The sequence below is a fragment of the Breoghania corrubedonensis genome, from assembly GCF_003053845.1.
In the GTDB taxonomy this organism is placed as follows: domain Bacteria; phylum Pseudomonadota; class Alphaproteobacteria; order Rhizobiales; family Stappiaceae; genus Breoghania; species Breoghania corrubedonensis.
Map to the genome: position 1 here is coordinate 335,955 of NZ_QAYG01000004.1, position 25,371 is coordinate 361,325.

21 protein-coding genes and 2 tRNA genes are annotated in these 25,371 nt (G+C 62.8%); 13 read left to right on the forward strand and 10 right to left on the reverse strand.

All coding sequences use genetic code 11. The features are described 5' to 3' along the window. Positions 1-122: 122 nt before the first annotated feature. The 4 genes from C8N35_RS13700 to C8N35_RS13710 all read left to right on the forward strand — a co-directional run bounded on the left by C8N35_RS13700 (position 123) and on the right by C8N35_RS13710 (position 2,545). Entirely contained in the window at positions 123-1,085 is a 963-nt protein-coding gene (locus C8N35_RS13700; RefSeq protein ID WP_170122101.1) for an RHS repeat-associated core domain-containing protein, read from the forward strand. 72 nt (positions 1,086-1,157) lie between these two features. Continuing rightward, the gene (locus C8N35_RS23695; protein WP_146177406.1) at positions 1,158-1,766 is read left to right on the forward strand and encodes a hypothetical protein; all 609 of its coding nucleotides are present in this window, start codon (positions 1,158-1,160) and stop codon (positions 1,764-1,766) included. Positions 1,767-1,962: 196 nt separating this feature from the next. Further along, positions 1,963-2,181, forward strand: coding sequence for a type II toxin-antitoxin system RelE/ParE family toxin (locus tag C8N35_RS24510; RefSeq protein WP_210203524.1), 219 nt, complete (start codon positions 1,963-1,965; stop codon positions 2,179-2,181). 61 nt (positions 2,182-2,242) lie between these two features. Beyond that, complete coding sequence (locus tag C8N35_RS13710) at positions 2,243-2,545, forward strand: HigA family addiction module antitoxin (RefSeq protein ID WP_210203525.1); 303 nt, start codon at positions 2,243-2,245, stop codon at positions 2,543-2,545. Positions 2,546-2,585: 40 nt separating this feature from the next. Here the strand turns inward: C8N35_RS13710 and nusG are convergent, their stop codons facing one another. Then, a complete protein-coding gene (gene nusG / locus C8N35_RS13715) occupies positions 2,586-3,098 on the reverse strand; it encodes a transcription termination/antitermination protein NusG (RefSeq protein ID WP_107990258.1) in 513 nt (170 codons plus the stop codon). Positions 3,099-3,348: 250 nt separating this feature from the next. Between nusG and C8N35_RS23875 the strand changes: the two genes are divergently transcribed. Continuing rightward, positions 3,349-3,519 (forward strand): hypothetical protein, encoded by a 171-nt coding sequence (locus C8N35_RS23875; RefSeq protein ID WP_170122102.1) that lies wholly within the window; start codon positions 3,349-3,351, stop codon positions 3,517-3,519. 50 nt (positions 3,520-3,569) lie between these two features. Here C8N35_RS23875 and C8N35_RS13725 read toward each other — a convergent pair. From C8N35_RS13725 to C8N35_RS13760, 8 genes are all read right to left on the reverse strand, one after another. Next, positions 3,570-3,645 (reverse strand) — tRNA-Val (locus tag C8N35_RS13725). A 210-nt stretch (positions 3,646-3,855) separates the two neighbouring features. Beyond that, positions 3,856-4,131, reverse strand: coding sequence for an HU family DNA-binding protein (locus C8N35_RS13730; RefSeq protein WP_107990260.1), 276 nt, complete (start codon positions 4,129-4,131; stop codon positions 3,856-3,858). 507 nt (positions 4,132-4,638) lie between these two features. Further along, positions 4,639-7,074: an endopeptidase La gene (gene lon, locus C8N35_RS13735; RefSeq protein ID WP_107990261.1), complete on the reverse strand. Its 2,436-nt coding sequence runs from the start codon at positions 7,072-7,074 to the stop codon at positions 4,639-4,641. Between the two features lie 338 nt (positions 7,075-7,412). Continuing rightward, complete coding sequence (gene clpX / locus C8N35_RS13740) at positions 7,413-8,678, reverse strand: ATP-dependent Clp protease ATP-binding subunit ClpX (RefSeq protein ID WP_107990262.1); 1,266 nt, start codon at positions 8,676-8,678, stop codon at positions 7,413-7,415. Between the two features lie 283 nt (positions 8,679-8,961). Further along, positions 8,962-9,597, reverse strand: a complete 636-nt coding sequence (locus tag C8N35_RS13745) for an ATP-dependent Clp protease proteolytic subunit (RefSeq protein ID WP_107990263.1) — start codon at positions 9,595-9,597, stop codon at positions 8,962-8,964. Between the two features lie 396 nt (positions 9,598-9,993). Continuing rightward, a complete protein-coding gene (tig, locus tag C8N35_RS13750; RefSeq protein ID WP_107990264.1) occupies positions 9,994-11,361 on the reverse strand; it encodes a trigger factor in 1,368 nt (455 codons plus the stop codon). Between the two features lie 229 nt (positions 11,362-11,590). Then, positions 11,591-11,674: transfer RNA gene (locus tag C8N35_RS13755), tRNA-Leu, on the reverse strand. A gap of 37 nt (positions 11,675-11,711) precedes the next feature. Then, positions 11,712-13,289: an NAD(P)H-hydrate dehydratase gene (locus tag C8N35_RS13760; protein ID WP_107990265.1), complete on the reverse strand. Its 1,578-nt coding sequence runs from the start codon at positions 13,287-13,289 to the stop codon at positions 11,712-11,714. A gap of 396 nt (positions 13,290-13,685) precedes the next feature. Here C8N35_RS13760 and C8N35_RS13765 point away from each other — a divergent pair, with 396 nt between their 5' ends. The 6 genes from C8N35_RS13765 (at position 13,686) to C8N35_RS13790 (ending at position 20,274) form a co-directional block, all read left to right on the forward strand. Then, positions 13,686-14,024, forward strand: coding sequence for a P-II family nitrogen regulator (locus tag C8N35_RS13765; RefSeq protein ID WP_107990266.1), 339 nt, complete (start codon positions 13,686-13,688; stop codon positions 14,022-14,024). A gap of 177 nt (positions 14,025-14,201) precedes the next feature. After that, the gene (gene glnA, locus C8N35_RS13770) at positions 14,202-15,611 is read left to right on the forward strand and encodes a type I glutamate--ammonia ligase (protein WP_107990267.1); all 1,410 of its coding nucleotides are present in this window, start codon (positions 14,202-14,204) and stop codon (positions 15,609-15,611) included. 464 nt (positions 15,612-16,075) lie between these two features. Further along, on the forward strand, positions 16,076-17,581 hold the full coding sequence (locus C8N35_RS13775; RefSeq protein ID WP_107990268.1) for an alkaline phosphatase: 1,506 nt from the start codon (positions 16,076-16,078) through the stop codon (positions 17,579-17,581). A gap of 247 nt (positions 17,582-17,828) precedes the next feature. Then, positions 17,829-18,257, forward strand: a complete 429-nt coding sequence (locus C8N35_RS13780; RefSeq protein WP_107990269.1) for a hypothetical protein — start codon at positions 17,829-17,831, stop codon at positions 18,255-18,257. An 89-nt stretch (positions 18,258-18,346) separates the two neighbouring features. Continuing rightward, positions 18,347-19,048 (forward strand): ABC transporter ATP-binding protein, encoded by a 702-nt coding sequence (locus tag C8N35_RS13785; protein WP_107990270.1) that lies wholly within the window; start codon positions 18,347-18,349, stop codon positions 19,046-19,048. Then, positions 19,045-20,274: an FtsX-like permease family protein gene (locus C8N35_RS13790; protein ID WP_107990271.1), complete on the forward strand. Its 1,230-nt coding sequence runs from the start codon at positions 19,045-19,047 to the stop codon at positions 20,272-20,274. The genes C8N35_RS13785 and C8N35_RS13790 overlap by 4 nt, the downstream gene beginning before the upstream one ends. Before the next feature lie 797 nt (positions 20,275-21,071). On the opposite strand, the gene C8N35_RS13795 is transcribed toward C8N35_RS13790, so the two are convergent. Continuing rightward, the gene (locus C8N35_RS13795) at positions 21,072-23,186 is read right to left on the reverse strand and encodes a GumC family protein (protein ID WP_107990272.1); all 2,115 of its coding nucleotides are present in this window, start codon (positions 23,184-23,186) and stop codon (positions 21,072-21,074) included. Between the two features lie 214 nt (positions 23,187-23,400). On the opposite strand from C8N35_RS13795, the gene C8N35_RS13800 reads away from it, so the two are divergent. Beyond that, complete coding sequence (locus C8N35_RS13800) at positions 23,401-23,958, forward strand: polysaccharide biosynthesis/export family protein (RefSeq protein ID WP_245926787.1); 558 nt, start codon at positions 23,401-23,403, stop codon at positions 23,956-23,958. A gap of 146 nt (positions 23,959-24,104) precedes the next feature. Then, positions 24,105-25,319 carry a glycosyltransferase gene (locus C8N35_RS13805; RefSeq protein WP_107990274.1) on the forward strand — a complete coding sequence of 405 codons (1,215 nt, stop codon included), beginning with the start codon at positions 24,105-24,107 and terminating at the stop codon, positions 25,317-25,319. Positions 25,320-25,371 lie beyond the last annotated feature (52 nt).

Consider the following 25,371-nt stretch of genomic DNA (forward strand, 5'->3'; position numbering starts at 1 on the left):
CAGATATATTTGGCCTCTATCCCTTGTGAAGGGTCACGCGGCAACCGCAAGTCTTGTGCACGCAGATGACAGCGCCCTCCAGAGTATCGACGCGCGTTTTCGGGCACACCACAACGCCAATCATGTGGCCCCCCCCCCTCAACATCCACCACGACCCGCAAGCCCGTCGCCAGCGACACGCCAACCGTCTTGCTGTTCACGACCTCCACGGTAGCCTCCTGCCCGTCCAGCCATCCCGAGCGGATGACGACCCGTTCCCCAATTTCGAACCGAACCCGCTGCCGGGCCTTGCGGAAATCGAACATGCCCATGTCCTGGACGTCCAGACCGCCACGATCCGCGAGAGCAAGGGGTGGATCGGCGAGCGCGACGATCCAGAGGTGGGGCTGACGTATCTCAACGCCCGCTACTACGACCCGGTCCTCGCCCGGTTCATCCAGCCGGACTGGTGGGACCCGACGGACCCGGCCGTGGGCACGAACAGGTATGCGTATGGGCTGAACAATCCGATCCTGCAGAAGGATCCGAGCGGGCATTGCGTAGCAGGATGCGTGGGCGATGCAGGGCTAGCGGTGTATGCCGCAGTGGTCGGAGCGGTAGCCATTGCCGCTATTGTTGCTTCATATTATGATGATACCGCGATTTTAAATCAGAATACAAATCCTGATTATGAAGATGCGCACCCTTTAGGGGTTGAGGTTACGTCCAGCGGGAAAATACACGGCGACGTACCCTCAGCTGATGATATTACCGGGGCGTCTGATGAAGAATTGGCTGATTATAATGAAACGGTCAAAAAGAGCATTCGACAGCGAGAAGAGGAATATGCGGAAAATAAATACGGACTTACCCCAGCTGAACGAGCCGGTTATAGAGCACGAATCGAGAAGGAAAAGAAATCGCTTGAAATAGCTGAAAGAGAGCGTGCTTTTAGAGACGCCCTAGAGGCAGCGCGAAATAGAGATAAAGAAAAAAACGACGGTGACGGTGGCAATGGAGAAGACGGTAGTGAAGGAGGCAAAGGGGAAAAAGACGGTAATCGAGGTGGAGGAAGAGACGACGCTGACCAAGATACGAGGCGTTAAACCTCTCAAAACACTGTCTGCGTAAACAGTGGTTATGCAGGTTTACGACTTAACGGGCCAAGGATAGATGCGATGAAATCGAAAAACTCGTCGGTTTCGGATTTAGTAAAAAACATAATTAATTCTAAAAATGTTGAATATTCTGTCGAGCAAGAAGAAAAAATATATGGTTTAATCGACGAAAATAATATTATTGAAATAGACAAATTACTTATTTCTGAAAAAAAATACAATGTCATTGCAGGCATACGAATTTTGGATACAGCATCTAACGTTAAATTGAATAGAATATATCGTAGTGTTGATGCGATATTTGATCGTGGCGATTTAATTCTTAATCGGCTATGTATTAATTTGATTTATAGCCACGGCTTTTTTGATGCGGCAGCGAACAAAAGAATGGCTCAGTTCATCGATTGCCCTGATGAGCCCACGAAGCGCTATATTAGGGCTTGGCTCTTGCTGCTAACGAAGGAACAACTGAAAGAATTCTTGGATAATTATCAGCCCTTTAGCAATAATGTAGAAAAACTAATATATTCCATAATTTCTTTTAGATCGAACACGATTACACTTACAAATTTTATGGAACAAGTATCTTCAATAGATGATGTCGCCTATCGAGAATATGCGCGTTTGTTAGAATATGAAGGATTAAGAAAACTTTTTAAACTCAATTAATTATAGATTTTTTTAATAAAATATTATAATTCATGAAGTTATATTCATTATTCTAGATGCGGGTCCGCGTTTATAAAATCTCGGCTTTCAAGCCACGCCCGGAGTCCATTCCCCGGCCGCCTTAAACAGCATCGGATAACGTAAACTGTCACGTGTCGCTTGACGCTGTCGCTCGACCGCCTCTACCTTCGCATCAATGAGGATTGAGAGCATCAGGCACAAGGCGCTGCGACGTTTCTTTGAAACGGGCAATCCCAAGGGCATTGTCGGCGATACGATGCAAGTACGAAAGATGCTCGCTTTCATCGATGCGGCCGAGAGTTTGGCGGAGCTATCGACGCCGCCAAACTATGGATTTCACGAGTTGACCGGCGATCGCAACGGAACCTGGTCAATGACCGTGACGCGAAACTGACGGCTGACATTTCGTCTCGACGCAGACAATGCCCTGATCGATATGGATCTGGAGGATTATCATGGCTCTTAGGATGCATCCTTCGATCGCAGTTCATGTCGGAGACTGGCTGAAGACGGAAATCGTCGAGCCGGTTGGGATAAGCGTGACCGCCCTTGCGGAGCATCTCGGCGTGTCGCGACAGGCATTGAGCGCGCTGTTGAACGGCAAGGCAAATCTGTCTGCCGAAATGGCGCTCCGTTTCGAAAGAGCATTCGGCGTGAGAGCGGATACGCTTTTGAAGATGCAGACGGCATATGACCTTGCGAAGGCCCGCGAGAATGAGGCGAAGATCAAGGTGGAACGCCTGGAGACAGCCGCTTGAGCCCTTTCGCTGGTGGCGCGAAGCCGGACGCCGCGGGGAGCTAAGCCGCCCTCTCCACTCCTTCGGCATCCACCACCACCCGCAAGCCTGTCCCCAGCGACACACCGACCGTCTTGCTGTTGATGACCTCCACCGTCGCCTCCTGCCCGTCCAGCCATCCCGACCGGATGACGACCTGTTCCCCGATCTCGAATTGAACACGCTGCCGGGCCTTTCGGAAATCGAACATGCCCATGTCCTGGGCGACCTGAAGCGCTTCGACGCGGTCCGCGCGGATCTCGACCGGGCGGCCGTGCGCCGCGATGAACTGCGCAACGCCATCGCATTTCCTAGCCGCGCCGAACGCCAGATCATCCGCCGGGAACGCCACGAACACGTATCCGCTGAACAGCGACATTTCCACGTCCTTCGTCCGCCGCTTGCCGCAGATCACCCGCTTGCGGCGAACCTGCTGCATCGGGCAGAAGGCTTCAATTCCGGCCTCAGCGAGTGAGACAATCGCCCGGCGCTCGCAGCGCGGATTGGCCCGGATGACGTACCAGCGCTTTTCCATGCTTCCCCCGCCCTTATGCAGCCCACTCGATGCGTCGACCAAGCGCCGCCCGCCTGTCCGAATACCGTCCCGCCTCCTGCCTCACCTGAAACGCTGGAAGGCGCTGGACGGAATCGGGACGCGCGTCATCCACCGGGACGGGAAGCCAATGCTCTCTGTCCGCAAGGCGTGGGCCAACAGCCGGGAGGACGCAGGCCTTGGCCCTGACGTTGTTCCTCACACCTTGAGGCACACGACAGCGACATGGGGCATGCAGAACAAAGCGGACCTCTACCAGTTCGCCGGATTTCTGGGGATGTCGGTGAAGATGCTGAATGACGTCTACGGGCACCACCACCCGGGACCATCAGCGCAGCGCGGCGGATGCGGTCTCAAGACGCCCCGGGCGGCAGCTTTGACACCGTTTCAGAGCGGTTTCTGAGCGGGGCGAAAGAAATACACACCGCTACACAGGCCAAGTCATTGAAAATATGGTGGGCGGTGAGAGACTCGAACTCCCGACATCCTCGGTGTAAACGAGGCGCTCTACCAACTGAGCTAACCGCCCGATCATGTTGAAGGCGCGCCTGGCGCGCCGTGCATGTGCCATCCACCCCTCATCGGGCGCGACAGCGTGCGTCCGTTTATAAGCAAAGCGCGCGGATTGCAAGACAATCGACGCCCTTTGGCGCGCACATTCCTGCGCAAAGGCGGCTTGCGAAAAAGCCCCGTCGGCGCAGCGCGCCGCGGGGCTTTTCCCAAGATCAGTCAGAGCTTATCAGCTGTTGACCGCATCCTTCAGGCCCTTGCCGGCCTTGAACTTCGGTGTCTTCGACGCCGGGATCTGGATCGGGTCGCCGGTGCGCGGGTTACGACCTTCCGTGGCCGCGCGCTCGGAAACCATGAAATTGCCGAACCCGATGATACGGACTTCGCCGCCGCTCTTCAGCGTCTCGGTGATCGCGGCGAAAGCGGCGTCAACGGCGTCGCCAGCCTGCGCCTTGGACAGGCCACTCTTCTCGGCAACGGCGGCCACGAGATCATTCTTGTTCATAGCAGTTCCTTTCATGCAAATGGCGGATCGCCGTCGATTCGCGCTAGGATCCGCGCGAGCGACACTCACGGGAAACGCAACCCAACGCAAGAGAAAATCGCAGAATTCCGCCACTCCTGCGGGTTTTTCGATACGAATTTGGGGATATTCACGAAGATTGCACCGCACAAATGCCGATTACGGCGAAACTCGAGCGGTTCCACGGCGAGAAACGTACGCGTGAACAACCCGCGAAACGGCACGACTCAGGCGTTTTGACGCGATTGGAAGGGCGCATTCGACGCCCGCCCCCGGCCCACCGACGGCCCACTCCTGGACCGCCCCCGACCCGGCGCCAGGATACGGCGCCAGGATCCCAGAACCGCTCGCCATTCTCCCGACCGCAACCCCCGTCGAACGGAGGTCTCCGCGACACCGGGTAAGCACCAAAAGGGGCGGCGAAAACAAAAGGCCCCGGTCGGATGCGACCGGGGCCTTTTTCATTTTCGTTGCGGACAGATGGACGGATCAGTGCGCCGTCGTCAACGCGGACGCGTCATCCTCGGCCACCACCTGGGCGGCCGCGGCCTTCTTGTCCTGCGCCTCGACATCCCATTCGATCGGCTCCGGCATCCGCACCAGCGCATGCTGGAGCACCTCGCCCACCCGCGAGACCGGAATGATCTCCATTCCGCTCTTCACATTGTCGGGAATGTCGGCCAGATCCTTGGCGTTCTCTTCCGGGATAAGCACCTTCTTGATGCCGCCGCGAAGAGCCGCGAGCAGCTTCTCCTTCAGCCCGCCGATCGGCAGAACCCGGCCACGAAGCGTGATCTCGCCGGTCATGGCGACATCCTTGTGCACGGCGATGCCGGTCATGATCGAGACAACGGCCGTCGCCATGGCGATACCGGCGGACGGACCGTCCTTCGGCGTCGCCCCCTCCGGCACGTGGACGTGAATGTCCCGCTTGTCGAAGAGCGGCGGCTCGATGCCGAAATCGACCGCCCGCGAGCGCACGTAGGATGCGGCCGCCGAAATCGATTCCTTCATCACGTCGCGCAGGTTGCCCGTCACCGTCATCTTGCCCTTGCCAGGCATCATGACGCCTTCGATGGTCAGCAACTCGCCGCCGACCTCGGTCCAGGCAAGACCCGTCACCACACCGACCTGGTCCTCGCGCTCCGCTTCGCCGTGGCGGAAGCGGGGCACACCCAGGAAATCCTCCAGGTTGTCGGCCGTCACGCGGATCTCGGTCTTCTTGTCCATGATCAGCGACTTGACAGCCTTGCGCGCCACCGTGGAGAGCTCGCGTTCCAGATTACGAACGCCCGCCTCCCGGGTGTAGCGCTGGATCATCAGCCTGAGCGCCGCATCGTCGATCTCGAACTCGCCCTTCTTCAGGCCGTGGTTCCGCTCCGACTTGGGCAGCAGGTGACGACGCGCGATCTCGACCTTCTCATCCTCGGTGTAACCGGCGATGCGAATGATCTCCATGCGGTCCATCAGCGGGCCCGGAATGTTCAGCGTGTTGGCCGTGGTCACGAACATCACGTTGGACAGATCGTACTCGACCTCCAGGTAGTGATCCATGAAGGTGGAGTTCTGCTCCGGATCCAGCACCTCAAGCAGGGCCGAGGACGGGTCGCCGCGGAAATCCATGCCCATCTTGTCGATCTCGTCGAGCAGGAAGAGCGGGTTGGACTTCTTGGCCTTGCGCATCGACTGGATGACCTTGCCGGGCATCGAGCCGATATAGGTGCGCCGGTGGCCGCGGATTTCCGCCTCGTCACGCACGCCGCCGAGCGACACGCGCACGAATTCGCGGCCCGTGGCCTTGGCGATCGACTGGCCGAGCGAGGTCTTGCCGACGCCCGGAGGGCCGACCAGGCACAGGATCGGGCCCTTCAGCTTGTTCGCGCGCTGCTGAACGGCGAGATACTCGACGATCCGCTCCTTGACCTTCTCCAGCCCGTAGTGCTCGGAATCGAGCAGCTTCTCGGCATAGGAGAGATCGTTCTTCACGCGAGACTTCTTGCCCCACGGAATGGAGAGAATCCAGTCGAGATAGTTGCGCACAACGGTGGCTTCCGCCGACATCGGGCTCATCTGGCGCAGCTTCTTCATCTCGGCCTGCGCCTTTTCGCGGGCCTCCTTGGAGAGCTTCGTCTTCTCGATCTTCTCTTCCAGCTCGGCCAGCTCGTCACGGCCATCCTCGCCGTCGCCCAGCTCCTTCTGGATCGCCTTCATCTGCTCGTTGAGGTAGTACTCGCGCTGGGTCTTTTCCATCTGGCGCTTGACGCGCGAGCGGATGCGCTTTTCCACCTGCAGCACGGAGATTTCGCTTTCCATCAGCGAAAGCACGCGCTCCAGCCTCTCCGGCACGGAGGTGATCGCGAGGATCGCCTGCTTTTCCGGAATCTTGATCGCCAGATGCGAGGCGATCGTGTCGGAAAGCTTGGCGTAGTCCTCGATCTGCGTCGCCGCACCGATGACGTCCGGCGAAACCTTCTTGTTGAGCTTGACGTAATTCTCGAACTCGCTGACCACGGAGCGGGCCAACGCCTCAACTTCCACCGGCTCCCCGGCTTCCTCGTCAAGCGAGGCGGCTTCCGCCTCGTAGAGGTCGGAGCGGTCGGTAAAGGAGGTGATCTCCGCGCGCCCGCCGCCTTCCACCAGCACCTTCACGGTGCCGTCGGGCAGCTTCAGCAGTTGCAGCACGGTGGCAAGCGTGCCGATCTCGTAGATCTGCGAGGGTTCGGGATCGTCGTCGCTGGCGTTCTTCTGGGTGGCGAGCAGGATCTGCTTGTCCGCCCGCATCACTTCCTCAAGCGCGCGAATGGACTTCTCCCGCCCGACGAAGAGCGGCACGATCATGTGCGGAAAGACGACGATGTCACGGAGCGGCAGAACAGGGTAGACGTTCGTGCCGGCCGCTCCCGCCCGCGTTTCGAGGTCGCTCATTTCTTGTCCTCTCTCACAGTGTCCCGGCACAGGGAGGAATGCGTGGGGACACATCTTGCGGCACCGGACCCGGCGAAACAGTCCCACGGGCGCGGAACTGACACATCGAAAGGTTGACGCCCCGAGGCAGACAACCTTGCCGAGATGCGCGGGAACGGTTCAATCAAGCCAACCGCGGAAGCCCCTCTTGGAGGCGGCACCCGCGATCCCTAGCCGCTGGCTCATCCATTAGGTGGCGAGCCGGGGGTGAGGTGTCAAGGCTGGCCGACACCCCTCCCCTGCATTCTGCGGTCCGCACCCTGGCCGGCGCGGTAACGGATGCCTCAACGGGCCGCCGGTCAGGCCGACGTCGCAGACGTTTCCGCTCTGTCTTCATAGATATAGAGCGGCTGGGCCTTGCCCTCGACGACTTCCGCCGAGATCGCAACCTGCTTGACGTCCTTGAGGCCGGGAAGCTCGAACATGGTGTCGAGCAGGATGGCCTCGAGAATCGACCTGAGGCCGCGAGCGCCGGTCTTGCGATCGATCGCCTTGCGGGCGATGGAGCGCAGCGCCTCCTCCTGGAAGGTCAGTTCGACGTCTTCCATTTCGAACAGGCGCTGGTACTGCTTGACCAGCGCGTTCTTCGGCGCGGTCAGGATCTGGATCAGCGCTTCCTCGTCGAGGTCTTCCAGCGTCGCGATGACCGGCAGACGCCCGACGAATTCGGGAATGAGGCCGAACTTCAGCAGGTCTTCCGGCTCCAGCAGGCGGAACAGCTCGCCCGCCTTTTCCTCGCCCGGCGCCTTCACCTTGGCCTTGAAGCCGATGGAGGTCTTGGTGCCGCGATCGGAAATGATCTTGTCGAGGCCGGCAAACGCGCCGCCGCAGATGAACAGGATGTTGGTCGTGTCCACCTGCAGGAACTCCTGCTGGGGATGCTTGCGCCCGCCCTGAGGCGGAACGGCGGCGACCGTGCCTTCCATGATCTTCAGCAGGGCCTGCTGCACGCCCTCGCCCGACACGTCGCGCGTGATCGACGGGTTGTCGGACTTGCGCGAGATCTTGTCGACCTCATCGATGTAGACGATGCCGCGCTGGGCGCGCTCGACGTTGTAGTCGGCCGACTGCAGCAGCTTCAGGATGATGTTTTCCACATCCTCGCCCACGTAACCGGCTTCCGTCAGCGTGGTCGCGTCGGCCATGGTGAACGGCACGTCGAGAATGCGCGCCAGCGTCTGGGCAAGCAGCGTCTTGCCGCAGCCGGTCGGCCCGACGAGCAGAATGTTCGACTTGGCGAGTTCGACGTCGTTGTTCTTCGCCGCGTGGCTCAACCGCTTGTAGTGGTTGTGCACGGCCACGGAGAGGACCTTCTTGGCCTCGAACTGGCCGATGACGTAATCGTCGAGAACCTGGCGGATTTCCTGCGGTGTCGGAATGCCCTCACGCGACTTCACCAGCGAGGATTTGTTCTCCTCGCGAATGATGTCCATGCACAGTTCCACACACTCGTCGCAGATGAAGACCGTCGGGCCGGCGATAAGCTTGCGCACCTCATGCTGGCTCTTTCCGCAGAAGGAGCAGTAGAGGGTGTTCTTGGTGTCGCTGCCGCTGGTCTTGCTCATTCGATCAACCCCGCATCGTTCGGAAGCCTTGTCGCCCCCGCTTGTATCAGCACGGCATTAAGGCACCTTTGTGCCTTGTGCCCCAGGCCGATTGACTTACCTCGTGCGAACCCGCCAAAACACCGCATTTTTACGCAGCACATCAACGAATCCAACCATGCTTCCATCCGAAAAATCAAGATTCGCTTAAACCCGTGTCGCAGGAGCCAACTTTCCCCAGCGACGAACGCGAACCGGTTTCTCGGACCCGGCTCGCGCCACGGCGTACGCAGCGCCGCAAAACTCAGGAGTCTTCTTCATCGGCCAGCGACGAACGGTCCTGAATGACCTTGTCGATGATACCGAAGTCCTTCGCCATGTCGGCCGTCATGAAATTGTCGCGCTCCAGCGCGGCTTCAATGTCTTCCAGCTTGCGGCCGGTGTGCTTGACATAGATGTCGTTCAGACGGCGTTTGATGTTGATGATCTCCTGCGCGTGCAGGATGATATCCGACGTCTGGCCGCGGAAACCGCCCGAGGGCTGATGCACCATCACCCGCGCGTTCGGCAGCGCGAAGCGCGAACCGGGCGCGCCGGCGGCCAGCAGAAGCGAACCCATCGAGGCGGCCTGGCCAATGCACAGCGTGGAGATTTCCGGCCGCACGAACTGCATCGTATCGTAGATCGCCAGCCCCGCCGTCACCAGTCCGCCGGGCGAATTGATGTAGAGGGCGATCTCCTTGGTCGGGTTTTCCGCTTCCAGGAACAGCAGCTGCGCACAGACCAGCGTCGCCATCTGGTCCTCGACGCCGCCGGTGATGAAGATGATGCGTTCCTTCAACAGGCGGGAAAAAATGTCATACGAGCGTTCGCCGCGATTGGTCTGTTCCACGACCATCGGAACCAGCGTGCTCATGTAGAAATCGACAGGATCTTTCATGTGTGGTCCATCACTCGGCGCTTTGCGAGAGCGCTCGTAAACTTGGTCCGCCGGGCCGTCCCGGCCGCCTCAGGCAATCCCCGGTCATCCCGCGATCGCACGAAGACGGCTCACGAGTCGCCGCGGTGCCCTCAATACATAGGGGATGATCGCCCGCCCTGAAAGGTCCGATCATTTCCGCCGGCATCAACGTCCCGCCAACCGTCCCTTATCCTTAACAGAGCCCGCCGCCCGTTCAAGCGCCGCGCGCGCGGCGGGTCCGGGCGGAAGAACGGCCCGGGTGGGCAAACGGCCCCTTTCAACAGACGAATGCCCCGCCGGTCTGCGAGCGACGGGCGGGGCATGTCTGTTTCCGGCGGACGAACGCTAAGGTTCGCCCCCTCGATCAAATGTGGATCAGGCCTTTTCGGCCGCGTCCTCGTCCTCTTCGTCGGCCTTCAGAAGGTCTTCCTTGGTGACGACCTTGTCGGTCACCTTGGCAAGCTCCAGAAGATAATCGACGACCTTGTCCTCGTAGATCGGGGCACGCAGGCCGGCGAGCGCGGCGGGGGTCTTCTTGAAGTAGTCGAAGACCTGCTGCTCCTGGCCCGGGTACTGGCGCACCTGTTCGTACATGGCGCGCTGCAGTTCCTCGTCGGTGACCTGGATCTCGTTCTTCTCGCCGATTTCGGAGAGAACCAGTCCCAGGCGCACGCGGCGTTCCGCGATCTTGCGGTAGTCGGCCTTGGTGGCCTCCTCGTTCGTGTCCTCGTCCGCGAAGGACTTGCCCGAGCGGGCCATGTCGTTCTCGACCTGACGCCAGATGTTCTCGAACTCGTTCTCCACGAGCTTTTCCGGCAGCGCGAAGTCGAAGCGCTCGTCGAGCTTGTCGAGAAGCTGACGCTTGACCTTCTGGCGCGTCGCCTGACCGAACTGGCCCTCGATCTGGCCGCGAACGATTTCTTTCAGCTTGTCGAGCGATTCAAGGCCGAGGCCCTTGGCGAACTCGTCATCCACCTTCAGCTCGCCCGGAGCCTCGATCTCCTTCACGGTGACGTCGAAGGTGGCTTCCTTGCCGGCCAGGTGCTCTGCCTGATAATCCTCGGGGAAGGAAACGGTGACGACCTTTTCCTCACCCTTCTTCACGCCCACGAGCTGTTCCTCGAAGCCGGGAATGAAGCGGCCCGAACCCAGCACGAGCTGGCCGTTCTCGTCGGCACCACCGTCGAAGGGCACGCCGTCGATCTTGCCGACATAGGACATCGTGACCCGGTCGCCATCCTCGGCCTTCGGCGTCTTGCCGGTCTTGGCCTCGAACGGACGATTGCTCTCCGCGATCTGCTCGACCTGCTCCATCACGCCTTCGTCGGAAATCTCGACGATGGGGCGCTCGATCTCGATGTCGTCGAACTTGCCGATCTCGATCTCGGGAAGAACCTCGTAGGTCATCGTGTAGGTGAGATCGATTTCGCCCTCGAGCACCTTCTGCGCGTCGTCGTCCGACAGGTCGACTTCCGGCTGCAGCGCGGGGCGCTCGCTACGATCCTCGACCGCCTTGGTCGTGGTCTCGTTGAGCATGTTGGAAACGATCTCGGCCATCGCCTGACGCCCGTAGAGCCGCTTGAGATGCGCGGCCGGGACCTTGCCGGGGCGGAAACCTTTGATGCGGACCTTCGACTTGAGGTCTTCGAGATAGGTATCGAGCCGGCCGGCGAGCTCGTCGGCCGGGATGACGACCTTGAGCTCCCGCTTCAGCCCGTCCGACAGGGTTTCGGTTACCTGCATGGTTGTATTCTTCGTCCTCGATCTGGAACGCCGTTGTTTCCGGCGTTCGAAGAGATGACCGTTCGATAAACGGGCAAAGGGCCTCAACTGGATGCGATCCATGCGCCGAAAGCCCCTGCTCTCCGGCAGCACGTTCCCCTCGTCAAAGGGGTCCCCGATCATGTGATCATCACCGGGACGTGTGCCGGGCGGGGCCCAGGCGCATGACGGATCGTCCGACACGGGACCATGGTGCGGCTGGAGGGACTCGAACCCCCACGTCAGGGACACTTGGACCTAAACCAAGCGCGTCTACCAATTCCGCCACAGCCGCATCGGCGGCGTCGTACTCCCATACTGAAGCGTTGAAGTCAATTGTCCTTCGGCGCGCTGTCACAATCGGCTGCGAGCCGCTCGATCACGGGCTTCAGCGATGGCGCCAGATCTTCCGCGATCAGGCCCGCCCCCGCAATGCATCCCGCTTCGCCGTGACACCATGCTCCCATGGCCGCCGCATCGAAACCGGACAGCCCCTGCGCGCCCAGTCCGGCGATGATTCCGGCCAGTACGTCGCCAGCCCCCGCGGTCGCAAGCCAGGCGGTGGCGTTGACGTTGATCGCCGCCCGTCCGTCCGGCGCCGCGATGACCGTATCCGGCCCCTTCAAAAGCACCGTCGCCCCGCTGCGGCGGGCCCCCGCCCGCGCCCGTTCCAGCCGTGACGCCCCGCCGGCGAAATCGGGGGCGAGATCGGGAAAGATCCGCGCGAACTCGCCATCATGCGGCGTCAGCACCACGTCCCGGCACGAAGAGCCCGCGATCGCCTCAAAGAGGGCGTCCGGCGCCTCGGCGAAGCTCGTCAGCGCGTCGGCGTCGAGCACCAGGATGCGGGCCGCCTCGCGTGGCGCATCAAGGGCCGCGAACACGAAATCGCGCGCCTTTTCGCCAACTCCAAATCCCGGCCCCACCACAACCGCGTTGAGCCGTCGATCCTCCAGCATCGCGGAAAAGCCCCCGGCCCCGTCAACGGGCCGGATCATCACCGCGCTCAGATGCGCGGCATTGACGGCAACCGCCTCACCCGGCGAGGCGAGCGTGACGAGCCCGGCCCCGACGCGCAGGGCCGCCCCGGCAGCGAGCCTCGCGGCTCCCGTCGCATGGACGGGACCACAGGCGACGACCGCATGGCCGCGCGCATATTTGTGCCCCTCCACCTGCGGCGGCCGCCAGGCCCCGCGCCACAGGTCCGGCTCATTGACGAAAACCGTCGGCGCGATCCCGGTCACCACCTTGTCGGGAATGCCGATATCGGCCACCCGTACCGGCCCGCACAATCCGCGCCCCGGATAGAGCAGATGGCCCGGCTTCTTGCGGCAAAAGGTGACCGAGACATCGGCACGCACCGCAACACCCATCACCGCACCGGTATCGCCCGAAACCCCGCTCGGCAGATCGACGGCGACCACGAAGACCTCTCTGCCATCCTGCGCGCCCGAGGCATGCGCGTTGACCGCCTCCACCAGCGCGGCGGCGGCTCCTTCCAGCGGCCGGTCGAGCCCGGCGCCGAACAGCGCATCGATCACCACATCGGCGGCCTTCACCAGACCGGGTTCGGCGGCGGCGACGTCCGGTCTGACACCGGTCCCGCCTTCGGGGCACATCGCCTCGAAGGCGAGCCGCGCGTCTCCCTTCAGCCTGGCGGCATCGCCAAGAAGCGCGACGGTGACCGGGTAGCCGCGCCGCCGCAGGATCCGCGCCGCCACGAAGCCGTCGCCGCCATTGTTGCCGGGTCCGGCCAGCACGAGCACCCGCTTGCCCAGCGGCTGGCGCGCCGCCACCGCGTCCGCGACGGCCCGCCCCGCCGCCTCCATCAAGTCGATTCCCGCGCGCCCGCCGGCGATCGTTCGCCGGTCGGCTTCGCCCATCTCCGCGACGCTCAGCACCTGTTGCATGAAGAGTATTCCGTAATGCCCATTCTTTGATCGGTTGCCCGCCGGACCATCCTACCGGTGGCGCACGGCGCAAATCCACTGCCAACCATCGGCCCGGGATCAATTGCGGCGTCGCACCCGTCAAAGACGAATTTGACCGAAATTGTCGACGCGGCGCTGGGGAAAATGTCCGACTCCGATTAATCAATGTGCAGATTGATTATATTTTCATCACTATATCGCCCTCGTGGACAGATATAGCTTGTGGCGGCTGCTCGAAAATCAGGCGAAACCGGCGACTATGCGTGTTTCGACAGCGTCGGACGTCTATTGGCATGAACCCTGCTTTCTGCCTGGGCGAAGGGATGGGCCGGACTTTCTCCGTGCCCGCCACCATGACCCGGAGAAAGGGAGGCGATGAAGAAGATCGAAGCGATCATCAAACCCTTTAAGCTAGACGAAGTGAAGGAGGCGTTGCAGGAAGTCGGCCTGCAGGGCATCACCGTCACCGAGGCCAAGGGCTTCGGTCGGCAGAAGGGCCACACGGAACTCTACAGGGGCGCCGAGTATGTGGTCGATTTCCTGCCGAAGGTTAAGGTCGAGATCGTCCTGACCGACGATCTGGTCGAGAAGGCGGTGGAGGCGATCCGTACCTCCGCGCAGACCGGCCGGATCGGCGATGGCAAGATTTTTGTCCTCAACATCGAAGATGCCGTCCGCATCCGTACGGGCGAGACCGGCAACGACGCGATCTGATCCGACGACCGGCGGACCCTTTGCGGCACCCCCGCGGGCCGCGCTCCGCCACCACGAATTTCCCGTTTTGCGTCTGCCGAAAGGCTGGCCCCGAACACGACGATTGAACACGAAGACCGGGCCGGGACGCCTGACCATCACCACAGCTCGATTCTTGAGAATTCCAGGAAGGTACAAATGAGCACTGCCACCGACGTCCTTAAGACGATCAAAGACAAGGACGTGAAGTTCCTTGACCTGCGCTTCACCGATCCGCGCGGCAAGATGCAGCACGTCACCATGGACTGCTCGCTCGTCGACGAGGACATGTTCGCCGAGGGCGTCATGTTCGACGGCTCCTCCATCGCCGGCTGGAAGGCGATCAACGAGTCCGACATGACGCTGATGCTGGATCCGGAATCGGCTCACATCGACCCGTTCTTTGCCCAGTCCACGATGGCGATCTTCTGCGACATCCTGGAGCCGGCGTCCGGCGAGGGCTACAACCGCGACCCGCGCATGACGGCGAAGAAGGCCGAGGCCTACGTCAAGACGCTCGGCGTAGGCGATACCGTCTTCATCGGCCCGGAAGCCGAATTCTTCGTCTTTGACGACGTGCGTTTCTCCACCGAGCCCTACAAGACCGGCTTCGAGCTGGACTCCATGGAACTGCCGACCAACCTCAGCTCCGAGTACGAGGCCGGCAACATGGGTCACCGTCCGCGCACGAAGGGCGGCTACTTCCCCGTGCCCCCGATCGACCAGGGCCAGGACTACCGTTCCGAGATGCTGACCGTGATGGCCGAGATGGGCATCGAGGTCGAAAAGCACCACCACGAAGTGGCGGCCGCGCAGCACGAGCTCGGCATGAAGTTCGATACCCTGACCCGTCAGGCCGACAAGATGCAGATCTACAAGTACGCGGTGCACCAGGTTGCCGCGGCTTATGGCAAGTCGGCCACGTTCATGCCGAAGCCGGTCTTCGGCGACAACGGCACGGGCATGCACGTCCATCAGTCGATCTGGAAGGACGGCAAGCCGGCGTTTGCCGGCAATCTCTATGCCGACCTGTCGGAGACCTGCCTGTACTACATCGGCGGCATCCTGAAGCACGCCAAGGCGCTGAACGCCTTCACCAACCCCTCGACCAACTCCTACAAGCGTCTGGTCCCGGGCTACGAGGCGCCGGTTCTTCTGGCCTACTCCTCGCGCAACCGTTCGGCTTCCTGCCGTATCCCGATGGCCTCCTCTCCCAAGGCCAAGCGCGTCGAGGTCCGCTTCCCCGATCCCACCGCGAACCCGTACCTGGCTTTCTCCGCCATGCTGATGGCCGGCCTCGACGGCATCAAGAACAAGATCCATCCCGGCGACGCGATGGACAAGAACCTCTACGACCTGCCGCCGGAAGAGCTGAAGGACATCCCGACGGTTTGCGGCTCGCTGCGTGAGGCTCTGGAGAGCCTCGATGCCGACCGCGATTTCCTGAAGGCCGGCGGCGTGTTCGACGACGATCAGCTCGATGCCTACATCGAGCTGAAGATGGAAGAGAACATGCGCTACGAGATGACCCCGCACCCGGTCGAGTTCGACCTCTACTACTCCTGCTGATTTCCGCAGGACGCGAACATCTCGAAAAGCATCGAAGGGGCGCCGCGAGGCGCCCCTTTTTTCGTGTGCGGCCATGTCTCAATGCCACGCTCAATCATTCCTCCGCCATCAACTCAGTTTCCGAAAATGGGGAAACCCGGAGACCAATCCCTCCACCGTCATCACCCGGCGCAGTCCGGGTGATCCAGAGAGCGCCGCGCATGCCGCAAGCCGCAATGGGTTGCCCGGACTTCGCCGCGCAATGACGATGGAGGGGCCTGAGCGGGAGGCATGAGCGGGGGGCATGAACAAAAAGCCTAGAGAGCCGGAAGCGAGGGCCCGACGCCGCCCCTCTACCCACCGCATTGTTCACAAGACGCCGCACCGTCATCCGCCTGTCACCCGCCGGTTGTAGCGGTTTGGAGTTGTCTGTCGGGCACCGGTCCGGCCGGCGATCCATGCATTACATTCGGGGAAAATTCGACATGAAGCTCTTCATCGCCGCGCTCGTCGCCGGCGCCACGGCGGCTTCCGCCTGTGCGCAGGCGCAGGACGCCCTGCCGCAGGCCGGCAGCGAATGGTTCAAGCTCGGCCAGGACACGCTCGCCGCCAACCTCGCCAAGAAGCCCAACACCCGTCGCGCCAGGAACATCATCCTGTTCACCGCCGATGGTCAGGGCGTGGGCACCAACTACGCCGTGCGCCTGTTCTCGGGCCAGCAGAAGGGCCTGCTGGGCTCCGAATACGTCCAGCCGCAGGAAGCCTTCCCGCATCTGGCGCTGGTCAAGACCTACACCACCAACGGCCAGACGCCCGACAGCGCGCCGACCGCCGGCGCCATGAACACCGGCGTGAAGCAGAAGAACGGCATGATCAACATCGACCCCTCGGTCGATCACGGCGATTGCGCGGGCGTCACGGGTCATGAGCTGAAGACCTTCGCCGAAATCGTGTCGGGTGAAGGCCGCTCCGTCGGCGTCATCTCCACCGCGCGCCTCACCCATGCGACGCCGGCCGGCGTCTACGCCAAGACCGCCAACCGCAACTGGGAGGACGATTCCAAGCTGCCCGAGGGTTGCACCGCGCAGAAGGACATCGCCGCCCAGCTCTTCGATCAGGTCAAGGCCGGCGTGATCGACATCGCGCTCGGCGGCGGCCGCCGCCACTTCATCCCCAAGGATGCCAAGGGCGAGGAAGGCAAGTCCGGCAAGCGCACCGATGGCCGCAACATCATCAAGGAAATCCAGGATCTCGGCGGCCAGTACGCCTGGAACGAAGACACCTTCAAGGCACTTGATCTCGACAGCGACAAGCCGGTCATCGGCCTGTTCGAAGCCTCGCACATGAAGTACGAGACCGACCGCACCGGCGAGCCCTCGCTGGCCGAGATGACGGCCGCCGCCATCAAGAAGCTGTCGAAGAACGGCAACGGCTTCTTCCTCGACATCGAGGCCGGCCGCGTCGACCACGCCAACCATGACGGCAACGGCTATCGCATGATGACCGACGGCAAGGCCTTCGCCGACGCCATCGCGCTCGCCGACGAGCTGACCGACGACGCCGACACGCTGATCATCGTCACCGCCGACCACGAGCACTCGATCGCCTTCAACGGCTATTGCGGCCGCGGTTCGCCGGTCAACGGCCTGTGCTACGACGTCGACGGCAAGGGCGTGAAGCATGCGGCCGAGCCGCTGAAGGGCGATGACGGCAAGCCCTACACCGTGGTGGGCTATCTCAACGGTGTCGGCTCGGTGCTGAAGAAGCAGGACGACGGCACCTATTCCGGTTCGCGCCCTGACGTCACCGAAGCGCAGGCCGAGGACAAGGACTACGTCCAGCAGGCGCTGATCCCGCTCTCCTCCGAGACCCACTCGGGCGAAGACGTGGCGATCTACGCCAAGGGCCCCTGGTCGCAGCTCTTCGACGGCACCGTGGAACAGAACTACATCTTCCACGTGATGAACTACGCCGCCCACAACGGCGAGTGACCTGCCCCGCATAAGCGGTTCGGGGCCAGCATCGGCCCCCGGGAAGGGCCCGCCGTTGCGGGCTCTTCCAATCGGCCTTCCCAGCGTCATCCCGGACGCGATGCGGTGCGCAGTACCGCTTCGCGGATCCGGGATCTGACCCCGGTGTCTGTTGCTCGAAATCCCGGGCGCGCCGGAAAGATCTGACACTGAAGCCGGCACTGACACACAACAGACCGGTTTCCGAAGCGATCGAGAAGCGAACACCATGCACCGCCGCCAATTCCTCGCAGCCGCATCCCTTCCCCTCCTTCTCGCCGCCTTGCCGGCGCGTGCGGCAAGCGACCTCCTGCGTATCCGCGATCTCTACAACAAGGATCTGAGCTTCTCGCCTTACGCCAAGGCGCATGAGGGGCGCACCGTTGCGGTGCGCGGCTACATGGCGCCGCCGCTGAAGGCGCAGGCGAAGTTCTTCGTCCTCACCTCCCGTCCCATGGCCGTCTGCCCCTTCTGCGAAAGCGAGGCGGAATGGCCGGATGACATTCTCGTCGTCTACACCGACGACATCATCGACGTTGTTCCCTTCAACGTCCCCATCGAGGTGGAGGGCGGACTGGAACTCGGCACCTACACCGACACTCAGATCGGCTTCGTCAGTCGCGTGCGCATCACCTCCGGCTCGTTCGAGAAGATGTAGCGCCGCCGCTCTTCCCGCGCTCCCGTCAGGCCACCGCCCGGTCAAGAAACGAAGCCCCCGCTCCTTCCACCGCCAGCAGGCTTCCGCCCATGTTCACGATAGAAAACCTCGTCCTCAGCTACCGCGACGACGGCGGAAAGCCCTTCACGGTGCTGGAACTCCCCGCGCTTCAACTCGGCCGCGAAAGCCTCGTCGTCGTCACCGGGCCGTCGGGTTCCGGCAAGTCGAGCCTCCTCTACGCGCTGTGCGGCCTGCTGAAACCGACGGCGGGCGCGGTGCGCCATGAAGGACAGGATATCTACGCGCTGTCGGAGGCCCGCCGCGATCGCTGGCGGCGCGAGACCGTTGGCCTGATCTTTCAGGATTTCCACCTGATCCCGGAGCTCTCTCCGCTCGCCAACGTGACGCTCGCCACCCATTTCGGCGGCACCGCCGACCGCCGCGCCCTCGCCCTGCGCGGCCGCGCCCTGCTCGACGTTCTGGGCGTGCCGACCGATCGCCGCCACGCCTCGGCTCTGTCGCGCGGCGAGCAACAGCGCACCGCGATCGCCCGCGCCCTGCTGTTCGATCCCCCCGCCATCCTCGCCGACGAACCGACCGCCAGCCTCGATGCGGAGGCCTCGACGCTGGTCGCCGACCGGCTCCTCAGCCTGTCGCGCGACGAAGGCCGACTGGTGCTGGCGGTCAGCCACGACCCGATCCTGATATCGCGCGCCGACCGGCTGCTGCACCTGGAACGCGGCCACCTGAAGGAGACGGAACCGACGATGCGCAAGGAGATCCCGGCATGATGAACCCGCTCCCCCTGGTCATCGCCACCTTGCGGCGCAACCCGGTCACCACCATCACCTTCATCGCGCTGGTGGCCGTTGCCGTCGGCCTCGGCGTCGCCATCACCTCGCAGGAACGCGCGCTCAAGCGCGGCAGCGCCCACGCCGCCGACCGTTTCGACCTCGTCATCGCCGCCCCCGGCAGCCAGACCGACGCCATGCTCAAGGCGGTGTTCCTGCGCACCGGCTCGGTCGAGTTGCTGAAGCCCGAGGTCGTCGCCCGCGTCTTTGCCGAGCCGCACGCCGAGATCGTCGCCCCCATCGCCTTCGGCGACAGCCATGACGGCGCGCCCATTGTCGGCTCCGTGCCCGGTTTCGTGACCTATCTCTCGGGCGGCAAGCTTGCCGAGGGCCGGCCCTTCGCCGACCACGAGGAAGCCGTCGTGGGCGCCGCTTCGCCCCTGAAGATCGGCGACACCTTCCACCCCACCCACGGCGACGGCCACGCGGAGCTGGAAGGCGACGGCGAGGAGCATGGCCACGATCACGAGCACGGCGTCGACATCACCGTCGTCGGCCGCATGGCGCCCACGGGCTCGCCCTGGGACATGGCCATCGTCGTGCCGGTGGAACTCACCTGGGAGCTGCACAACCTGCCCACCGGCCACCCGCAGGGCTCCGAGCAGGTCGGTCCGCCCTATGTCTCGGACCGGCTTCCCGGCGTCCCGGCGCTGGTGGTGAAGCCGGATTCGGTCGCCGCCGCCTATGGTCTGCGAAATATTTACCGCGCGCAGGACAGCACCGCTTTCTTCCCCGCCGAGGTGCTGGTGGAGCTGTACGCGCTGCTCGGCGACATGCGGCAGTTGATGAACGTCATGGCGCTCGCCACCCAGACGCTGGTCATCGTCGCCATCCTCGTCGGCATCATGGTGCTGCTCAGGCTTTACCGGGTGCAGTTTTCCGTGTTGCGGGCGCTTGGCGCACCGCGCTCGTTCATCTTCCTCACCATCTGGAGCTATGTGGCTCTCATCGTCGCCGTCGGCGCCGTGGCGGGCCTTGGCCTCGGCATGGGGCTCGCGGGCACGATCTCGGCCGCGTTCACGGCGCAAACGGGCATAGCGCTCGACGCCACCATCGGCGCGTCGGAGATCTGGCTCGTGATGGCGATCATCGCCATCGGTATGGCGGTCGCCACCGTCCCGGCCGCCCTGCTCTACCGAAAACCGGTCATCGACGCCTTGCGCTGAGCCGCGCGCCGGAGCCCCAAGGCCTCAAGCCCCGGCTCCCGGCCCTTTAACCCCTGTCATTCCCCCGTCACGCGCCTGGGGCAAAGTCGGCGCGTTTCGATTCATTGCGGATCGTGACCATACCCGCATCACTTCAGGGCGGCCCTCGGGCCGCCTCTTTTTTTGCCGCCGGCCGGCCTGCGCGCACTCTCCGTATTTATAACTATTATTGGTCACAAAGTGTCGCAGGAGCCCTATCGCCACTTCCTGCATGATTGACAAACGCCACGATCGGTACCAGATTAAAACCATAGAGAGAAAGCGCGAGGTCTAGAACAATGACACCGCCGGCTAGTACAAGCAAATGATCCAGAGGCCACTCAAACGCCTTTGAGATCATACGATCCAAACAAATTCTTGAATAGTCTCGGCAGCAAGGACTATTTGCTTTTCGGATGCTTGCATACACGGGAACGCGCTTCCACTGAGCGCCGCAAACAGTTGCGGACAAGGCCCGTAGGCTTCTTCGACGGAAGGACCGCCCGCGACAAGCGCACGAAAGCGGAAAATCCGAGCCGCAATATCTCAAACCGATGAGAATGTCCGTCACCGACCGCGCCCTGGAGCGTTGAACGCCGGCGCAGATATCGAAAAAGACAGGACATAGGGAAAAGGCCCTGCGACATCGCCCGTCGCAGGGCTTTTTTGTGTCGCCCACCAACTCATGTCGCAGACAGCGGCCGTCGCCAGCCGGCGCTTGCGCAGTCATTCAGGCGGGCCGTTTCCGGGGGCTACCGTTTCCGGGGTGTGATCGTTTTTCAGGCAGCCATGTCGCGCGGGCCTGCGGCCGCGGGGTCGCGACGCTGTGGCGCGAGGATGGAGAGGCTCGACCCCGTCCGCGACTCCAGCATGCGACGGGTGCGGTCGAGCGAGGGACCGCCGGAATGATCGCCCGCCACCAGAACGACATGATCGGCATGGGCCAGGAACTTCGCCGTGGCGATCGACGATGTCAGTCGGCCAAGATCGATGACGATGTGATCGTAGGTATGTTCCAGCGCCTCAAGCACCGTGTCGAAGATCGGCGACGCCGCTTCCCTGTCGCTCAAGGGGCGTCCGGCCCCCTCGATCAGATGGGCGCGCGAACGCGGATCGCGCATGATCACCTGCGAGAACGACGCCTCGCCGCTCAACAGGTCGGCAAGGCCGCGCCGAGGCTTGCCGTTGGCCCCCTCGACGTCCCCGAACTGCGGTTCGGCGGATGTTTCGATGAGGATCGGACAGGAATTGTCGCTGACGGCCGCGCGCAGCAGCGCCACGGCCGCGCGGTTGGCCAGTTCGTCGTCGTCGGTTGAAACGACCACAAGGCAGCGCGGCGGCGTCTCCGCCTCCATCAACCTTGCCCACAGGGCGGCGGGGCTGGTCTCGACGTCCGAAATCGGCGCCACGGGAACCTGCGGCGCCTCGAATTCGGCCGCGTTGACGGCCTCCTCGCCCGCGTCCTCCGGCTCCGCCCCGGTGCTTTCGCCGCGCACCAGCACGCCGCCGACCATAAATTCGCGCATCAGCACGAAGGCGAGCGACAGCACCGTCACGGCCAGCGTCACGAGAACGGTGATCGGCACCACGCGGGGCGAATAGGGCTTGTGCGGAACGCTGGCACGCGAGATCAGCCGCGCATCGGCCGGCAGCCCGGTAGCGTTGACGCGCACCTCCTGCTCGCGATAGCGCTGCAGCAACGCTTCCAGTTGCGCGCCCTTGACCTTGGCGTCGCGCTCCAGATCGCGCAGGCGGATGCGCGCATCGTTGTTGTGCGCGACCTGCGACTTGAGCTGGTTCAAACTGGCCTTGAGCGACGTTTCCCGGCTTTCGGCGATCTGCACGTCGTTTTCAAGCGCGCCCAGGATCTTGCGCCCTTCGGCGACGATCTGCCCCTTGAGGTCCGAGAGCTGACGCCGGGCCGCGCGATATTCGGGATGGTTCGGCAAAAGCGAGGTCGACAGTTCCGCGATGCGCGCCTGCAGCGCCACCTGGCGTTCGCGCAACCGCTGGATCAACGGAGAATTCAGCACATCGGACGCCGAATCCAGGGTGCCGCGCCCCAGCATGGCGCGCAACTGCTCGGCCTTGGCCTGCACTTCCGCCTTTTGCGCCCGCGCCGCGGCGAGTTGAGTATTGAGATCGGCAAGCTGCTGCTGAACCAGCGTCACGTTGTTGGACCCGGCCATCAGGTCGTTTGCGGCACGGTAGTTCTCCACCGCGCGCTCCGCCTTCTCCACATCGGCGCGAACCCGGGTCACCTCCGGCTCCAGGCTGCCCGCGGCCTCTTGCGTGTTGTCGCGCTTGGCGGCGGCCTGCAGGTCCATGTATTCCTGCACGATCATGTTGGCGCCTTCGGCGGCCAGCTTGGGATCGCGCGAGGAGAACTCGACCGTGATCACCCGGGTGTTTTCCACCTGATAGATGACGACATGTTCGAAATAGGCATCCAGCACCCGCTCCTCCACCGAGGAATGGCGGCTGGAGCGATCGAATCCCAGCACCTTCAGCACGTCGCGCAAGAGATTGTCTCCGTCCTCGGCGGAGGGATTGAATTCGCTGCGCTTGGCAAGCTCCAGCTTGGCGGCGACACGGCGCGCGAGATCGTAGGAATTGAGCAGCTGAACCTGGCTGGCGACACCTTCCTGATCGAGCATAGCCCGCTCGCCTTCGGTGTTGCGCGCAATGCCGGGATAGATCGAATCCTGGCTCTCGATGAGGATCTTCGCCTGCCCGCGATATTTCGGAGTGACCATCTGCATGGCCCCGAACGTCGCGACCGCTGTCAGGAGGACGAGCGGCACCAGCCACCGCTTGGACCGCCACAAGGCCCGGCCCAACGCCGTGATGTCGATCGAGACTTCGTCGTCCGCCCCGCGATACTCCTTGACCATCGGCCCGATACTCCTGACTGTCCCCTCGAATTTCTAGTCTGTTAAGGTAAGCGGAGTGTTAAAGTCGGACGTTTGCGCAAGATTGCAAATTGATACTCTGTAAAGAACCACGAATACCGCATACGGAATTCGCCAGATTCATCGCGGGCCTTTACTCGACATTAACCCTGTTCCGGGAAATTTGCAGGCAATGGGAATAGGGAAAATTCAGCACATGCGTGCCCTGGTCATAGCTCTTGTCGGCCTGTCCGTCCTCATGGCCGGATGCAGCAGCTACCGTCGCCCGCCGGCGGCATTTCACGACGTTCTGACCCAGCCCTATCGGCTTGATTCAGGCGACCGCGTGCGCATCGCCGTATACGGCCAGCAGGAACTCTCCACCACCTACACGATCGACCAGGGCGGCACGCTTTCCATGCCGCTGATCGGTGACGTTTCCGCTCGCGGCAAGACCACGCTACAGCTCGAAAAGATACTGGAAGCAAGGCTGTCGCGCGGTTTCCTGCGCGATCCCGACGTCTCCGTCGAAGTCGACCAGTACCGTCCGTTCTTCATCATGGGCGAGGTCCAGAACGCCGGCCAGTACCCCTATGTGGCCGGCCTGACGGCGCAGACCGCCGTCGCCATCGCGGGCGGTTTCACCCCCCGTGCCCAGCAGGCCGACATCGACGTCACCCGCCAGATCGAGGGCAAGATCATGACCGGTCGCGTGCCCCTGTCCGACCCCTTGCGTCCCGGCGACACCGTCTACGTGCGCGAACGGCTGTTCTGACCCCCCTTGTCGCTTGTGACAGGGACAAATTGTCCCGTTAACTGCGGACTCATCTTCCAGCACTAGTCTTCTTCCTGACAGGTATGCGTCCATCGGTACGCGGGCGCCAACCGGGCCGCGCCGATGACCTGATCAGGAGTCGAGTCATGTCCGCGCCCTCCCTGCGAGTCGTGCATTGCCTGCGTGCGCCTGTCGGCGGCGCCTTCCGGCACGTCCGCGATCTGATTTCCGCCCAACGCGCCGAGGGCCATGCCGTTGGCCTGATCTGCGACTCCACGACCGGCGGCGATTTCGCCGAGATGCAGCTCGATCTGCTGGCCGGCGATCTGGAGCTGGGCCTTGTACGCATCCCGATGCGGCGTACGCCTTCCCCAGCGGACCTTCTCGCCATGCGCCGCGCCTATCGCGACCTGAAGGCGATGGCGCCCGACGTGCTGCACGGCCACGGCGCCAAGGGCGGCACCTATGCCCGGCTGCTCGGCACGTTCCTGCGCATGTCGGGCCTGAAGACCCGGCGCTTCTATTCTCCGCACGGCGGATCGCTGCACTACCCCGCCACCTCGCTCGCCGGACGCACCTACTTCACGGTCGAACGGACCCTGGAGCGGTTTTGCGACGGCCTGTGCTTCGTCTCCCAATACGAGGCGGACCAGTATGCCTCCAAGGTCCATCCCCCGCGCATAGCCCACCGCACCGTCCACAACGGGCTGCGGCCGGAGGAATTCGCCCCCGTCGTCCCCGCCCCGGATGCGCGCGACTTCCTCTTCATCGGCGAATTCCGCGATCTCAAGGGCCCGGATCTGTTCCTTCTGGCGCTGACGGCGATCGGTGAGGCCAGCGGGCTCACGCCCACGGCCCACATGGTCGGCCCCGGCGACGACCGCTCCCGCTACAAGGAGATGGCCGAGGACCTCGGCATTGGCGGCACGGTGACGATCCATGCCCCCCGTCCCGCCCGCGAGGCGTTCGCCATGGCCCGCGCGGTGGTAATTCCGTCACGAGCGGAATCGCTACCCTATATAGTGCTTGAGGCCATCGCCGCCGGACTGCCCGTGATCACCACACGCGTCGGCGGCATTCCCGAAATCTTTGCCGGAAGCGATCACGACCTCGTCGCGCCCGGCGACGCGACCGCGCTGGCAACGGCCATGCAGCGCGTGCTCCACGATCCGATTACCGCTCGCAACAAGGCGCAGGCCGACCGGGCCCGCATCGCCGATGCCTTTTCGCTCGCCCGCATGTCGCAAGGCGTGCTCGGGCTCTATGGCGAGGGTGGCGTCCGGGTGGAGCAGCCGGTCGAGCACGCACCGCCGGAGCGAACCGACAATCCGCGGCTGACGGCCGACGGAACCCGAGGCTGAAAAAAGAAAGAGGCCGGCGGCGCCCAGGGGAAGCGGGCGGCAACCGGCATGG